The sequence below is a fragment of the Synechococcus sp. PCC 7335 genome (genome assembly GCF_000155595.1).
In the GTDB taxonomy this organism is placed as follows: Bacteria; Cyanobacteriota; Cyanobacteriia; order Phormidesmidales; family Phormidesmidaceae; genus Phormidesmis.
This window is the reverse complement of sequence record NZ_DS989904.1, coordinates 305,751-320,180: the sequence shown is the minus strand read 5'-3', so window position 1 is coordinate 320,180 and position 14,430 is coordinate 305,751. Positions and strand designations below refer to the sequence as shown.

General features: G+C 49.2%; 12 protein-coding genes and 1 pseudogene. 4 read left to right on the top strand and 9 right to left on the bottom strand.

What is annotated here, in order from left to right; all coding sequences use genetic code 11:
* Positions 1-5: 5 nt before the first annotated feature.
* Positions 6-980, bottom strand: a complete 975-nt coding sequence (argC, locus tag S7335_RS01345) for an N-acetyl-gamma-glutamyl-phosphate reductase (RefSeq protein WP_006454642.1) — start codon at positions 978-980, stop codon at positions 6-8.
* A 164-nt stretch (positions 981-1,144) separates the two neighbouring features.
* Here argC and S7335_RS01340 point away from each other — a divergent pair, with 164 nt between their 5' ends.
* The gene (locus S7335_RS01340) at positions 1,145-2,197 is read left to right on the top strand and encodes a low specificity L-threonine aldolase (RefSeq protein WP_006455523.1); all 1,053 of its coding nucleotides are present in this window, start codon (positions 1,145-1,147) and stop codon (positions 2,195-2,197) included.
* A gap of 122 nt (positions 2,198-2,319) precedes the next feature.
* Here S7335_RS01340 and S7335_RS01335 read toward each other — a convergent pair whose 3' ends face one another.
* Entirely contained in the window at positions 2,320-3,660 is a 1,341-nt protein-coding gene (locus S7335_RS01335) for an ATP-dependent RecD-like DNA helicase (protein ID WP_006453454.1), read from the bottom strand.
* A gap of 103 nt (positions 3,661-3,763) precedes the next feature.
* Between S7335_RS01335 and S7335_RS29140 the strand changes: the two are divergent.
* Positions 3,764-4,213 (top strand): annotated as a pseudogene (locus tag S7335_RS29140) (YchJ family protein); the annotation flags it as partial.
* Positions 4,190-4,324 carry an SEC-C metal-binding domain-containing protein gene (locus S7335_RS29135; RefSeq protein WP_255346468.1) on the top strand — a complete coding sequence of 45 codons (135 nt, stop codon included), beginning with the start codon at positions 4,190-4,192 and terminating at the stop codon, positions 4,322-4,324. The pseudogene S7335_RS29140 and the gene S7335_RS29135, both read left to right, overlap by 24 nt.
* Before the next feature lie 100 nt (positions 4,325-4,424).
* On the opposite strand, the gene hepA is transcribed toward S7335_RS29135, so the two are convergent.
* The 6 genes from hepA to S7335_RS01300 form a co-directional block, all read right to left on the bottom strand.
* Positions 4,425-6,281, bottom strand: coding sequence for a heterocyst formation ABC transporter subunit HepA (hepA, locus tag S7335_RS01325; protein WP_006453577.1), 1,857 nt, complete (start codon positions 6,279-6,281; stop codon positions 4,425-4,427).
* 39 nt (positions 6,282-6,320) lie between these two features.
* The gene (locus tag S7335_RS01320) at positions 6,321-7,214 is read right to left on the bottom strand and encodes a glycosyltransferase family 2 protein (RefSeq protein ID WP_006455055.1); all 894 of its coding nucleotides are present in this window, start codon (positions 7,212-7,214) and stop codon (positions 6,321-6,323) included.
* Positions 7,177-8,283, bottom strand: coding sequence for a glycosyltransferase family 2 protein (locus tag S7335_RS01315; protein ID WP_083785025.1), 1,107 nt, complete (start codon positions 8,281-8,283; stop codon positions 7,177-7,179). The genes S7335_RS01320 and S7335_RS01315 overlap by 38 nt, the downstream gene beginning before the upstream one ends.
* Positions 8,284-8,417: 134 nt before the next feature.
* Positions 8,418-9,731 (bottom strand): glycosyltransferase, encoded by a 1,314-nt coding sequence (locus S7335_RS01310; protein ID WP_006457176.1) that lies wholly within the window; start codon positions 9,729-9,731, stop codon positions 8,418-8,420.
* A 197-nt stretch (positions 9,732-9,928) separates the two neighbouring features.
* Positions 9,929-11,218: a glycosyltransferase gene (locus S7335_RS01305; RefSeq protein ID WP_006456489.1), complete on the bottom strand. Its 1,290-nt coding sequence runs from the start codon at positions 11,216-11,218 to the stop codon at positions 9,929-9,931.
* Positions 11,219-11,246: 28 nt separating this feature from the next.
* Positions 11,247-12,257 (bottom strand): glycosyltransferase family A protein, encoded by a 1,011-nt coding sequence (locus tag S7335_RS01300; protein WP_227499931.1) that lies wholly within the window; start codon positions 12,255-12,257, stop codon positions 11,247-11,249.
* Positions 12,258-12,500: 243 nt separating this feature from the next.
* Between S7335_RS01300 and S7335_RS01295 the strand changes: the two genes are divergently transcribed.
* Complete coding sequence (locus S7335_RS01295; RefSeq protein WP_006457173.1) at positions 12,501-14,036, top strand: GMC oxidoreductase; 1,536 nt, start codon at positions 12,501-12,503, stop codon at positions 14,034-14,036.
* Positions 14,037-14,104: 68 nt separating this feature from the next.
* Here the strand turns inward: S7335_RS01295 and S7335_RS01290 are convergent, their stop codons facing one another.
* Positions 14,105-14,383, bottom strand: a complete 279-nt coding sequence (locus tag S7335_RS01290; protein ID WP_006453457.1) for a DUF4404 family protein — start codon at positions 14,381-14,383, stop codon at positions 14,105-14,107.
* Between the last annotated feature and the right edge of the window lie 47 nt (positions 14,384-14,430).

Sequence of the window (14,430 nt, the reverse complement as noted above, 5' to 3'; positions counted from 1 at the left end):
AACAACTAGCTAGAAAGACCAGACTTCTCGGATAAACCCAGCATAATGTTGAGATTTTGTACCGCTGCGCCTGAGGCGCCTTTGCCTAAGTTATCTAGACGAGCAATTAGCAAGGCTTCTTTGGTCTCGTCGTTGGCAAAGACGAAGAGCTGCACTTCGTTTGTCTGATTGGCGCTTTTGGTTTCAAAGAAACTGCCGTCACGAAGCTGGCCCTGATCATTTAGCGGCGCTACAGGGACGAACGGTTCATTGGCATAGTGACTGCTGAGTTTCTCATGTAGCTGCTTTCCGGTAGGCGCATCTTCTAGGCTCCACAGCGGCAGCGGTATCTGTACGACCATTCCTTGGGCAAAGTCACCCACAGCAGGTACAAAAAGCGGGACGTGATGTAGTCTCGCATATTTCTGCATTTCCTTAACGTGCTTGTGCCTAAAGCCTAGACCATAGGGACTATAGGGCGATCGCGATTCCTCCGCCGGCGCCTCCGCTCGAAAGCCTTCGTACTGGGCGATTAGCTTCTTGCCGCCGCCGGAGTAGCCTGAAATCGCATTGACCGTTGCTGGGAACGTCGCTGGCAGCAGTCCGCCTCTAACAAGCGGAGACATGAGCGCTAAAAATCCGGTCGGATAGCAGCCTGGATTGCTCACTCGGTTAGCGGTAGCGATGTGCGATCGCTGATCTGCGCTCATCTCTGGAAACCCATAGACCCACTCGTCAGCCGTTCTATGGGCGGTGCTAGCATCTAGGATTTTGGTCTGGGGGTTGGTAACCCAGCTAACGGCCTCGCGAGCAGCGTCATCGGGCAAGCATAAAATTGCCACATCGGCTGCGTTGATCATCTTGGCGCGTTCACTGGCCACTTTCCGCTTATCTGGATCAATACTGATTACCTCCAAATCTTCACGATCAGCTAGGCGCTGATAGATCTGTAGCCCGGTTGTACCGGCTTCTCCATCGATAAAAACCTTTGGAACTGTCATGCGATCGCCTCTGCTGCCGAGCAGCTAACCTCTCTAAAGTCCGCTTACCTAATCTATTAGGCAGTCTGCAACTCTAGAAATCTTAGTCTACAAACGGTTACCATATCTTCGTCCTATTAGATTAGGGTTAGGTAGGGCAACTAGCCTGTTGCTGCCTTTGTCCTATGCCTGTCTTTATTTTGCAGCTTGCCAAAATTATGATCGATTTGCGTAGCGATACAGTCACTCAGCCAACACCGGAAATGCGACAGGTGATGCTAGCTGCGCCGGTTGGAGACGATGTACTAGGGGATGATCCTTCTGTTAATGAGCTAGAGACCTACGTTGCTGCGCTATTAGGCAAAAAAGCGGCGGTTTACATGCCTTCGGGTACAATGACAAATCAGGTGGCACTGCGATCGCATACTCAACCTGGTGATGAGATTGTCTTGGAGGCTGAGGCCCATATCTACTACTACGAAGGGGGTGGTCCGGCGGCTCTATCTGGCGTTAGCTGTCGGCTATTGTCTGGTGAAGGGGGCATTTTCTCAGCGGCAGCCGTTGAAAAGTCATTGCGTCCGGTGGATCCTCACTTTCCTCGGACTCGACTGGTCTGCGTTGAAAATACGCACAATCGTAGCGGTGGCCGGGTCTTTCCTTTAGAGACAATTCAAGAAATTGCCGGTGTTTGTCAACGAAACGACCTACAGCTGCATATGGATGGTGCTAGATTTTGGAACGCCTGTGTTGCCACTGGCCTTTCTCCCCAAGAGTACGCGGCTCCGTTCGATACTGTGAGCGTATGTTTTTCAAAGGGGCTAGGCGCACCGGTTGGATCAGCGCTAGTCGGCAGCGCGCAGAAGATAGCGACTGCGCGGCGATTTCGTAAAATGTTTGGCGGTGGAATGAGACAAGCTGGGATGATTGCGGCTGGTGCGCTCTACGCTGTGCAGCATCAGTTCGAGCGTTTGGCAGAAGATCACTACAACGCTCAGCGATTAGCGAAGAAGTTGAAAGGAATAAAGGGTATATCAGTTGATCCTGCCCTAGTTGAAACAAACATTGTCAACTTTGAGTTGACTAAGTTTAGCGCTAGTGACGTGATCAAGACGTTAGCGAAAGAGGGGGTAGCTGTTTTGGCCACTGGGCCGCGAAAGATTCGAGCAGTGACTAATCTGATGGTGAGTACTGAGCAGATCGATCAGGCGGTAGAGGCGATCGCCCGTTCGGTTTGGTAGCTATAGCTTTTTTGCGTATTGCTATAAAGCATGAGAAATACAGTTTAGTAGGTCGGCTATCGACCAGCCGTTAGGTATCAGTTTTGAAGATATGGAGGCTTGAATCTATGAAGGAATCTTCCTCATCCCAATAGAAACAGTCTCTTGGCGGCGCGGGTAAAGGCGACGTAGTAGAGTTGGTTACGCTCTATTACTTTGCGATTAAGCATAAGATTAGGCACGTCTACAAAGACATCTTGGAAGGTAGACCCCTGACTTTTGTGAACTGTAAGACTGTAGGCGTAGCTAAGATCGTGAAAAAGCTCTTTATAGTCCCAAAAGGCCATCCATTGTTTTTTCTCTGAATAGTCAGAGAGAATTTCTTTAAATCGCTGCTGTTCATCTTCGTGAAGAACTCTCAGCTGACGCTCTTGCTGGTCATCAGTCTCAACTTCTAGTTCCCATACTAGCCATCCTTCAAAACGAGTCAGGTAGGCAGCTAAGACTTCACATTCTTCCGAAGTCTGTAGTAAGATGCCGTCTCTTCCCATGCAGGCATTTCTAGCAACCAAGCGTTCTCCAGCCATGAATCGAGCGGCCTTCTTACCATAGATAGCGGCGCGAATTTTGTTGTTGAGGTAGTTGACGCGGTTGTTGGTGTAGGCAAGCACGCGGACCTGATCGGGGTTTCGCTCGTAGGCTTTGCTTTTGAAGGCTCGGAGCATGAGCTTTTCCCATTGAGCCGGAGGAATCGTAAAAATGCCTTCCGTGTTAGTGGCGTTGCGATCGCTGATTGCCCGAGGCATTGTTGTTCTTTCTAAGTTAGTTCGCACGTCTTCTGCGAGCAGTCCAATCGCACCCCCATAACGAATGACTTCTGTGAGATCGCTGCGGTGCAAAACGTTAGCAAAGCAAGGAGACTCCGTTTCGCCAACGGGTGGTAGCTGCGCAGAATCGCCAACAAATAAAAGCTGAGTGCGATCGGTGAACTTAGATACAGCGCTAACCAGCAAGTCCCACATATCTACATTGATCATGGAACATTCGTCTACGACAACAAGATCGTATTCGGTGGTGAGGTTCTTGCGATTGTGATCTGGCTCAAACTTTTGACCACCTGTCTCTTTATCAATCACAGGCTTCAATCCTAGCAACCGACAGCAGGTCATACAGTCTACTTCGCATCCCCATCGATAGGCCATTGACTGCAATACTTTGGTAGCCTTGTTGCTAAGTGCGGTTAAAGCGATGGGTCGATTGTCGTGCTGCTGCTGTAGCCGGGTAATCAAAGCCTGTAGAAGGGTCGTTTTGCCTGTGCCAGCGTAGCCAGTGAGTAGATAGATTTTTTCGTTGCTGTGAACAAACGCTTCTAGCGCCTGTAGTGACTGCCACTGCTGCTGACTTAGCTCGATGCCAGGAAGCACTTCTGGGATGCCTTTCGAAGCCTCAGCTTGGTTTAGTTTAGTAGCGGCGGACTGCGACATAGAGAAAACAGATGTTCCATAGCAAGCTTAGCATCGATGATTTTAGGATTAGCACAAAGCAGACAGGTCACCTAGAGCGATGAGTAAAGATTGATGAGTAAAGCAGTGCCCATGCGGTAGCAGGCGATCTTTTGCGAACTGCTGTGAACCGTATCTAACAGGAATAAGCAAAGGACAGCCTGCTCCGACGGCTGAAGCTTTGATGCGATCGCGCTATACAGCCTTTGTACTAGGAAATATTGACTACCTAATAGCCACTCATCATGCTGACTATCGAACGGATGATCGCAACACTATATGGCAAACGATTCGAACGACTCAGTGGGTGAACCTGATTGTACTAGGTACTCACAAAGGCCAGCGGAAAGACAAAACCGGCCGTGTAGAGTTCGTTGCTGCCTATCGTTCTAAGTCAGTTGTTAAGCTACCTGTTATCTTGAGCAATAAAGCCAACGCTTTAGAAAAGTCCTCAGAAGAAATCTTGAACAGCCCCGATGAACTTAGCCAGCTGCATGAAAAATCTCAGTTCGTGCGTGAAGGGGCTCAGTGGTTTTATACGCAGGGCGACTTATTACCGGCTTATCAACCCAAACGGACGCAACCCTGCTGGTGTGGTAGCAAGCTAAAGTTCAAACAGTGTCATGGTAGTAAGCAATCGCTATAGCAGTCGTTGTGACCAAAGCTGCAAAGTAACCAAAACTACAACCAAAACTACAAAGTAACCAAAGTTTTTCCTAGCGTAGTCGAAAGGGTGGCGATGGGTTCTATGTGTTGCTCATCTCAAACTGCATCTTGTGATATTCCCAAAGCTTGCCACGCGTTTCTAGCAAGTCTTGATAGCTGCCTTGCTCAACAATGCGACCTTTTTCTAGAACAACAACTTTATCAGCTTCAGCAATGGTAGAGAGGCGGTGGGCGATCGCAATCACCGTACGTCCCTTCGATAAGCGTTCTAACGAATCTTGGATCAATTTCTCAGTCAAAGAATCCAGCGCACTCGTTGCCTCATCTAGAATGAGGACTTCAGGATTTTGTAGAAGCGCGCGGGCGATCGCAATTCGCTGTCGCTGTCCCCCTGAGAGCCGAATGCCGCGATCGCCTAGCACCGTATCAAAGCCTTGTGGTAGATCGAGAATAAATTCCAATGCGTTAGCCATCCTGGCGGCTTCATACAAGTCTTGATCGCTGACCTCACCGCCACCAGTAGTGCCATAAGCGATGTTCTCTCTTACGGTGGTATTAAAGATGAAAGTATCTTGGCTAACAATAGCCATACACTGCCGAAAAGAATCAATCTTGAGCGATCGAATATCAACCCCATCCACCATAATTCGGCCCTGAGTAGGATCATAGAATCGAGGAATCAAATCTGCTAGCGTTGTTTTACCGGCTCCTGATGTCCCAACCAACGCTGTTGTTTTTCCCCGTTCGATCGATAGGGTAATATCGCGCAGTACAGGTTCTTCTGGTTGATAGGAGAAATCTACCGCCTCGAAATCGATTGAACGCTGTAAGCCAGTGAAGGTCAGGTGCCCATCCTGGAAGTACGGTTTGTCATCACGTCGAAGCAAATCGTTGACAGCGCCTAAAGAGCCTTGAACAGACATAAACCTGACTAAGGCTCCATTCAACGCAGAGAAGATTGGCGTTGTTCGAATCAGCACAAACAGAAACGTTAGCAGCTCAGCTGCCGTCAATCTGCCAGTTGAAATTAGCAATCCATAAGAAACAACAACCATGCCAACTAACAGCGTTGCACCTGCACCTTCAATAATCGGCTGTACTAGCTCTGAGAGTTTGATAACGCCCATCTGAGCGCTATAGATTTTTCGAGTTGCTTTGTTGTAACGTCGAGTTTCATAGTCTTGGGTACCGCAAGCATGGACCGTGCGAATGCCATTGACAAAAGACAAAGCGCGAGATGTGAACGCTTTATTCGCTTTGGGCACTTCGAAGCTCGCTTCTCTGACCCTAGATGTTAACGAGGTCAAGCTAACACCCAACAGCCCAAACAAAAGAACAGATGCTATGAAAAGCTGCCAGGACAGTAGCAGCATCGCTACCATATAGGCCAATAGCTTGGAGCTAAAGACGAAGGAAACAGAGAGCAGATCAAACGCCTGCTGTACCTGGTTAACCTCTCCTCTAAGTGTGCTAATGAGAGCGCCCGGACTAGCAGTTGTATAAAAGCTTAGATTGAAGCTTTTGAGCTGTTCAAAGATTCTGCGGCGCAGATTGTCTACCAAGCTTAGTGATGACTTCTTAGAATACACCCGGCTGAGGTAGTCGAATCCGGCTCTTAGCCATACACCCACCATCAGCAGTCCGGAAAGTCGATAGATTCGCTCTGATGCTGAGGCTTCTGATGCTAGAAACAGCGTATCAAACCAGGCTAGCCCCGTTTGGATAGGCGGTTCCTCAGGGTTCGTTAATCCCTGCAGGAACGAGGCGATAAAGCCTACTGTGATCCCTTCAAGAAAAGCAGAGGCAAAGGCAAACGCGATCGCGCCAAAGGCAATCCAGCGAAAATGCCTAAACTCCCGTAGGATGAGTCGGTTTTTTCTCCAAAAGCTATTAGCTTCAAGTACTCTTCTGATAATTGCAGGTAGCTTCATTCTCATAAATTTCACAGAAGGGTAGTTATAAAAACGCGATATCTACTAAGCTGCCATCCGCTTCACTAGTCGAGCTTTGATATCTCTACCAGCAAGCAAGGAGCTGTGAAGGGGATGCACTTTGAAGGCCCAGGCCAATGCTTTTAGAGCAGCCTGTCTTTGTCCTAGCGTAGAAGACTTTCGAGCATGGTCATACAAGAACTTAGCAAACTGCTCGGGGTGTGCCTCGAACAGCTCGCGATGTTTGGAAACTAGTTGCTTGAAGCTGGCCTGGCGTAAACCTAGATTGCTAGAGACTCTAGGTCCTTCGTGAGCCATTAGCCGATAGGTAGTTGTTGGCAAACCCACCAGAGAACAAACCTGATTGAGGCGCAAGAATAGCTCTGAATGGACGCGCGAGCGAAAAGTTTCGTCAAACCCGCCAATGGCTAGTAGAACTTCTTTCTCAACTACCAAAGTTTGCTTGGTGAGGAACGATTTGTCAGGACTAATCTTTTCTAGCGAAAAATGCGATCCCTTCGGCAGAATCGGCGGCCGCCGAGTTCTCAAGACCTGCCCTGACTGGTTGACCACCTCTATGCCGGACAAAACGCCTACTGGAGGAGGTAGGGTAGAATCGCGGAGCGCTTTGATAGCGACTTCTGCCATTCCGGGTAAAAGCTGATCGTCATCGTCTAGATAGGTGATATATCTCCCGGAAGCGAGCCGCGCACCTTCATTGCGAGCCGCCGCACCGCCACGGTTCTCCGGTAGCCGAATAACCCGCAAGCGAGGATGCTCTAGCAGAGACAGGGGGGCAGGTGAGTGGTCGTCTACGACTAAGACCTCAATCCCTTCTGCCGCAGTATCTATCGTCTGTGCTAAAGCACTTTGCACTGCTCGCTCAACCATCTGAGGACGATTATAGGTGGGAATAATGATAGTCAGCAGTGTCTGCATCCCCGGCCTCCTTAGCCTGAAACTGTGCTTGCAACCGCGAATGGCGGTAAGTGAGATAGCGATTGAAAAGATGATCTACTCCAGCGAACATCCTCATCAGGATGTAGCTGCCTCGGCCTAGTGTAATAGCGCGAATGAACGGACCTACAATCGTGTTTCGGCGTCGCCATCCCAGCTTCTTGTACTTTGAAGTAAAGTAGCCATCTTCTACAACATTCCACTTGTTGCGGAAGTGATTCAAACTCTTTAGCGTCCATTCATCGCTCCAGCGCAGCATAAAGTAGGTCATGTCGCTACGCTCTATCGGGGGGCCGGCAACGTAGGTAACAATCGCGGCCGGTTCGAAGTATATCTTTTCTCCTAGCTGAGCAACGGTCATGCAAAAGTCGAGATGCTCTTTGGTATTAAGCATCCCTTCGTCTAGCGCACCCAGTTGCTCAAAGACTGAGCGGCGAATCAATACACAGTGAAACTCAGCTAGCTCGGTAGGGGTACGTTGTAGCGTAGGCAAAGCTGCTTCAACTTTTTGACCCTGCTTGAGCATTCTCTCTCTGATGCGCCGACGACCTAGCTTATCGACCCAGACATGGGACTCTCCGCCGGCAAAGTGAATCTCCTTGTGGATCGGTTCCTTATGACACATCAGCGGTCCGACAACCGCAGCGCCAGTTTCTTCCGCGCAGGTTAAGAGCGCTGCGAGCCAGCCAGGAGAAACAATAACATCGTTGTCTACAAAGACGAGATAGGGCGTCTTCACCCTAGCTAGACCGATGTTTCTAGACTGGTTAGGGAAAAGGTAGTACTCGGTTCGAACCAGATCAAACTGGCGCGCTTGAGCCTGCGCTTCGAGGTACTCCTGTACAGGCGGGGGTGAGTTGCCATCTACATAGACTAGATCAAAGGGAATTTGGGTGTGGTCATAGATGCTTTGCAAGGAGGTCTCAGTGCAGCTAAACCGTTCGCGAGGAACGACCACGATAGTTACTTGAGCTGATGTTGAGTCTGATGGGGCTGTTGCGTTTGATGTTAGTGAGACGGACTCAGGTGTGTTTGAAAGAGGTGAGGGCATGGGTCGAGTGAAAAAGGTTGAATGAAACTGTATTGGAATGTTTGAAGATCATCTATGTCTGCACACCTGAGCTGAATGGATAGACCTAAGTGTCTAGGCTAGAGAACGCCATCTAGGCTAGAACGGTGAGGAAACTAACCTAACACTGGTCCAATATGGGTAGCAGTTTGTTCGTTGGGCTCAGCATTTGAAGGCTGATCACCAGCTGGGCCTGCTTTTAGCTGCTGATAAATGGTGACTAACCGATCGTTTAGTGCACTTAAGTTGTAGTGGGCTTCTACATAGGCTCGACCTGCCTTTCCCATATCCGGCCAACGTTCTGGGTGCTCTATTAGAGTCGTAAGTGCCTGAGCGATCGCATCGGCATCTCGCTCAGGCACTAGCAGACCAGAAACGCCATCTTCTACTAGTTCAGGAATGCCACCATGATAGGTACTGACTACCGGTAGCCCCAGTGCCATCGCCTCTTTAAGAACGTTGATAGGGGCATCTTGATTGCCATTAGAGGCAGTCACACTAGGCGCTACGAATAGATGGGCACGAGCGAGCGTATCAATAATCTCTTCCTCATTTTGCCAGCCCCGAAGGTGGATGACCTCGGTCATCTGTAAGGATTCGATGAGTTTGGCCAGTGTTTGATGAAGCGGCCCGTCGCCCATAATATCAAAGGTGATTTGAGGATATTGCTTCGCGACTTTTGCGACAGCGCGAATACAGTATTCAAATCCTTTTTTCTCAACCAAGCGACCTGTTGCTGCAATCCGAATCTTGTCAGACGCATCTAGCCGCCGAAGCACAGGCTGGAATTTGCTACAGTCTAGTCCAGAATAATGGACTTTCAACCTATCGGATGGACACCCTAGTGCCAATAACTTCTGCCTGAAGAAATCGCAGTTTGTTAGAAAGTAGTCTGCCTGGCTAAAGAGCGTATCGTATACATGGTCGCCTTGAGATTTGACCCACTGGCTGATATCAGATCCGCGAAACATCACAATCAAGCGCGATCCTCGGTTCAGCTCTCGCAATAGCAGCCCCCGAAAGCCCAACGTTCCGAACTGGGCGTGAATAATGTCGTAAGGGATAGGATTAGAACGCGGCACGTTCGCAAAGAGCATTCGTAGAGAGGCTACTTGCATTCCGTAGCGAAAGACGTTGAGTGATTGCAAAGTCTGTTTTGGGTGTCGGTAGATATGCTTTGCCACTAGCCCTACCCCTTTCCCCAATCGCAGCAGATAGTTATCTGGCACAGGAGGCAGAACGTACGTACGCTCTAAAAGGTTATATCGAGTGACATCGGGATGCACGCTACTGGTATCGCATAGCTGCTCGGTGTAGATATCAACTTCGTGGCCTCGTGCTAATAGTCCTGTCGCTTGATTCATCACAAATGTTTCAGACAGCATCGGAAACTGGCCAACCACAAAAGCAATTCTCAACTTTTCAGACATCTGCTTACCTTACGACTACTTTGAATATGGTTTGAGCTTGGGCGAGAAATACTAGGAAAATGGACATAGCTTGAGAAGCTAGGAAGATAGTCATCGTCTCTACGGAGCTGTCTGGAGAGCGCTTAGTTAGAAATTATATCTAGTCAAAAATTATCTAGTTAGACAAGTAGTTAGACAAGAACTCAACTGAATAGGAACTAAGTAGCAGGAACTACGGAGGGTAAACTCTGCTTAGGCCCTTCTATCGGACCTGCCAATAGCTGGTGATAAAGCTCTAGTAGCCTATCGTTGAGCAAATCCAGGTTGTAGTGAGTTTCTACATAGGACCGGCCTGCTGCTCCCATACCTGCCCAGCGTTCTGGATGCTCTATCAAGGTAGTGAGGGCATGGGCGATCGCAGTCGCATCCCGCTCTGGCACCAAGAAACCAGAGATGCCATCTTCTACCAGTTCTGGAATGCCTCCATGGGTGGTACTTACTACCGGTAAGCCTAACGCCATTGCCTCTTTAAGTACGTTGATTGGCGCATCCTGATTACCCTTAGCAGCCGTCACGCTAGGCGCTACAAACAAATGCGATCGCGTCAATATATCAATAATTTCTTGTTCATCTCGCCAGCCTAGAAGATGAATGGTTTCTCGCATATTCAACGACTTAATTAAGGCCGATAGCTCATTCCGCAAAGGCCCATCGCCGATGATGTCAAACGTGATATGGGGGTAGCGTTCTGCTACTTTTGCGACTGCTCGGATACTGTATTCAAATCCCTTCTTTTCGACCAGTCGACCGGTGGCCGCAATCCGAACTTTTTCTGAAGACGATTTAGATCGCGCGCTCGGCGTAAACTTGCTACAGTCTAAGCCAGAATAATGGACTCTTATCTTGTCGGGCGAACAGCCTAGGGCCAGTAGCCTTTGTCGAAAGAAATCACAGTTGGTCAAAAAGAAGTCCGCCTGTTTGAACAGCGAGCTGTAGACATTCGGGCCGTTCGCCTGCACCTGCTGAGAGATGTCAAACCCGCGAAACATCACGACTAACCGCGCATCCTTACTGAGATCTTTCAATAGCAGCGACCTAAAGCCGAGATTGCCAAACTGAGCATGGATGATGTCGTAACTAGGCAGATCTAATGGAGGCAGTTCGGTAAATAGTGACCATAGGGAGGCAGCTCGAATGCCTCGACGGAAAACGTTGAGCGATCGCGCTACTTTCCTAGGATATCGGTAGCCGTGTTTAGCAATGATTGCGATCGCCTTTATCACTCGTACCGCATAGTTTTGGGGCACAGCTGGTAGTACCCGAGTGCGATCTAGTAAGTCATATCGATGTATATCTGGATGCACCTTATCGGTATCACCCAAGCGGTCAGTGTAGATATCAACTTCGCAGCCTCTGTCGATCAGACCCGTTGCTTGATTGATAATAAATGTCTCCGATAGGACTGGAAACTCGTGAACGACAAACGCAACCTTTAGCTTCTTGTCCATTACCTCTCGTCCATGCCGCTTGCTTCCTCTAACCGCGATGCGGAACTCCGCCAAATTTCAGCCGTGCCTTTTCAACTGCACTGACACAGCGCACCCACACAAGCACCAATGGCACTACTGACTTTTGCCCAAAACCGCGTAGCCGATCGTCTCTAAAAGCACTAATCGCAAAATTGACAGGTGGTATCAAATCGGCTAAGAGCATCTTAGTGAATGTCCAATTGCGCTGTAAAACACTTTGCTCGGGCCGAATAAGCCGGCCGAAGGAACCGCCTGCTAGGCGAAGTGTTCGGTGGTGTAACTGTTGAAGCGTGTATCTAGCCGGGTGAGACACACACACATCCGCTGCATAAAGCTGTTGATAACCCGCTGCAAACACTCGCTGTCCCCACTCTAGATCGCCTTGAGAACGCAGCTCAGCATTGAATGGGCCGACTTCATCCATCACCGAGCTAAAAGTGAAAACATTGGCTGTCGCAGCTCCTTTCTGCTGCTCTAGCAATCGCTGCTGCGGGAACGCAGTCACACTTTCGTACAGCTCTATTGGATTTGCCTTAGCCCCTCGAAAAAACAATTTGATTTGACCGGCAACCAATCCGCAGTGAGGACTCTTGATGAGATAGCTAACACCCTTTTCTATCCAATCTTTTGCAGGGATACAATCAGCATCAGTAAACGCCAGAATATCGCCTTTTGCCAAGGCCACCCCGCGATTGCGCGCAGCATAAGAGCCAGGTAATGACTCGTAGGCATAGACAGCGCAAGGAAACTCAGCGACCACATCCGAAATGTTCTCACTCGCTGCCGAAGCGTTGTCTACTACGATTACCTCGTAATCAGCCTTTCGATCGACCTGATGGCCTTCTACTTGGCCACCTTCTGCTTGAGCGCCCTCTCCATAAGCTCCATAAGTTTGTGCTGCAAGTGCCTGTAGACACAGGCGTAGTCGCGCCGCATCATTAAACACGGGTACGATTACAGATACAAACCGATCATCTGAACGCTTTGGCATTCCTATCGCATCTAAGTGGGTAAGCATGGGACAGTCTCGATGGTATAAGGGATTCCTTGTAGGCTGCAGGCTGATGGCCTAGCTTCATCATTTCTTTGTAGATTTGTAAATGGCTGGATTTAATACTGTTTGACGGATGCAGGAGTGCTCAAAAGAGAATATTGAAAAAAAATGACAGAGATATGAAGGCGGCGTGAAGCCTAGGCTAGGGCAATGGCCAGTCTAGTGACGCCTGGAATAAGGTACATCCTATAAGGTTCTAGAGGCTGTATGTTTACCGATATTTTAGACATGGGCGAGCAGGCGACACTTCGTCGGCAGGTTGTCGTGGTCGGTTCTGGAATTGCTGGCGCTGAAGTATCGACTTATTTAGCGCGTCATGGCCTAGAAGTCGTGCTAGTAGAAAGCGGTCGCGAGCAGTTTGACCCGGCTATTCAGGCTCTTAATGACGTCGTGTTCTTGGGCAAGCGTCATCGTGAACTCAATCCGAATTCTTACTATCATCGATACTTACCACCGGCGTTGCGGGGTGTTAGTCGGGTGCGTCAGTTCGGTGGAACTAGCAACGTTTGGACGGGTAAGTGGAAATATCTACAGCCTTCTGATTTCGAGGGAAGAGAGTGGGTACCAAACAGTGGTTGGCCAATTACATTTGAAGATCTTTTAGAACACTATCGCTCTGCAGCTAAAGACTATGGATTTGGTGACCTAGAAGCAGAAGCGATTCGCCCAGAAATTATGGCGTTTCGCTCGAAGATTGCAGCAGCAGGGTTGAAGGTCAGCAGTTTCTACTGGGAGCAAACACCAACCCGCACGGCTAAGCGCTTCGGTAAGGAAATGCGTCAGTCGAAGAATCTTCAGGTGCTGATGGGGGCGACTGCTACTGAATTGCTATTAGATGAGTCTAAGCAGCATGTGAGTGCGGTTGCCTGTCGGTCATTAGAAGGAAAAGAGCTCATGGTCGAGGGCGAGACCGTTGTGCTGGCAATGGGGGCGCTAGAATCCGCGCGGCTGCTATTGGCCTCCGACCGACAGCTACCAGGTGGCATTGGGAACGAACACGATCTAGTTGGGCGGTTTTATACCGATCACCCCAAGCACCACACAGGCACACTGCGACCAGGTGCCCTCACTAGGAAATATGCAAGGGAATTGCAGTACGCGCCTAAGCCTCGCTTTTGTACGTGCTTTGCATTGGACGATCAGACGCAGGAAGCAGAAGAGCTGCTAGAACACGTTTTGTACTTAAAGCCGATTTATGAAACGCGATTAGGAAGCCTACGTAGAATTTTGACTTTGCGCCCGACCTGTCAAGATGGCAACGGCATCGTCGATTCCTACCGCGTCAAGTTTGTTGTTGAGCAAGTCCCGCACAAAGATAGCCGCATTACGCTAAGTTCCGAATACGATTCGCTAGGTAAGAGAAGAATAGCACTCGACTGGCGGTTTACTGAGCAAGACAAACGCTCTATGGCGAAAACACTGCAACTTTTGACAAAGCGGTTCGAACAATCAGGCCTTGGGACTTTTAACTTTGGTGATGATCCGCCGACGTTAGAGACTATGACTGATGCAGCTCACCAAATGGGCACCACCCGAATGGCCAATTGCCCTGAAGCAGGCGTTGTTGATACGAACTGCCGGGTTTTTGGTACTGATAATCTCTATATTGCAAGCTCGGCAGTGTTCCCAACCGGACCATCTTATTCGCCCACATTCACGATACTGGCGCTAGCCCGTCGGCTAGGTGAACATTTGCGCCAAACAATTTCGCTTCAGTCGGTAGCAAACGTAGCTGTTCGGTAGAGGAGTTGTTTAGTGAAAAGGCCAGCTCCAGCTTAAGTAGCCTTTTAGGGGTACGCATCTAGGAATCGTTATATGCCCATACTGCTGAGCGTATTGAGCAATCGACCTAGCGTATTCGTCACTTTCGGATGATCGGCTTCAAACTGCTCAATTAGCGCTGGCAACTGCTGTAGGGTAGCCTTTCTGCTCCCTTCGCTATCAACTTCCTTATCAGGTTCTTGCAGCTGTCTTTCGACATCAGTTATCAGCGCGAGCAGCTTATCCTTAGCAGCGATATCAGTTGTTGCAACTTTGTCTAACTCGGCTCGAAGCGCTTCTATGGACTGGTTAATGTCTGCTTTGCTCATTTCTTTCTCTACCTAGAACCACAGCACTTTGTAAGCAACTGTCTTAG

Coding starts and splice junctions, on each gene's coding strand:
- argC (WP_006454642.1), bottom strand. CDS start 980: ATGACAGTTCCAAAGGTTTTTATCGATGGAGAAGCCGGTACAACCGGG.
- S7335_RS01340 (WP_006455523.1), top strand. CDS start 1,145: ATGCCTGTCTTTATTTTGCAGCTTGCCAAAATTATGATCGATTTGCGT.
- S7335_RS01335 (WP_006453454.1), bottom strand. CDS start 3,660: ATGTCGCAGTCCGCCGCTACTAAACTAAACCAAGCTGAGGCTTCGAAA.
- hepA (WP_006453577.1), bottom strand. CDS start 6,281: ATGAGAATGAAGCTACCTGCAATTATCAGAAGAGTACTTGAAGCTAAT.
- S7335_RS01320 (WP_006455055.1), bottom strand. CDS start 7,214: ATGCAGACACTGCTGACTATCATTATTCCCACCTATAATCGTCCTCAG.
- S7335_RS01315 (WP_083785025.1), bottom strand. CDS start 8,283: ATGCCCTCACCTCTTTCAAACACACCTGAGTCCGTCTCACTAACATCA.
- S7335_RS01310 (WP_006457176.1), bottom strand. CDS start 9,731: ATGTCTGAAAAGTTGAGAATTGCTTTTGTGGTTGGCCAGTTTCCGATG.
- S7335_RS01305 (WP_006456489.1), bottom strand. CDS start 11,218: ATGGACAAGAAGCTAAAGGTTGCGTTTGTCGTTCACGAGTTTCCAGTC.
- S7335_RS01300 (WP_227499931.1), bottom strand. CDS start 12,257: ATGCTTACCCACTTAGATGCGATAGGAATGCCAAAGCGTTCAGATGAT.
- S7335_RS01295 (WP_006457173.1), top strand. CDS start 12,501: ATGTTTACCGATATTTTAGACATGGGCGAGCAGGCGACACTTCGTCGG.
- S7335_RS01290 (WP_006453457.1), bottom strand. CDS start 14,383: ATGAGCAAAGCAGACATTAACCAGTCCATAGAAGCGCTTCGAGCCGAG.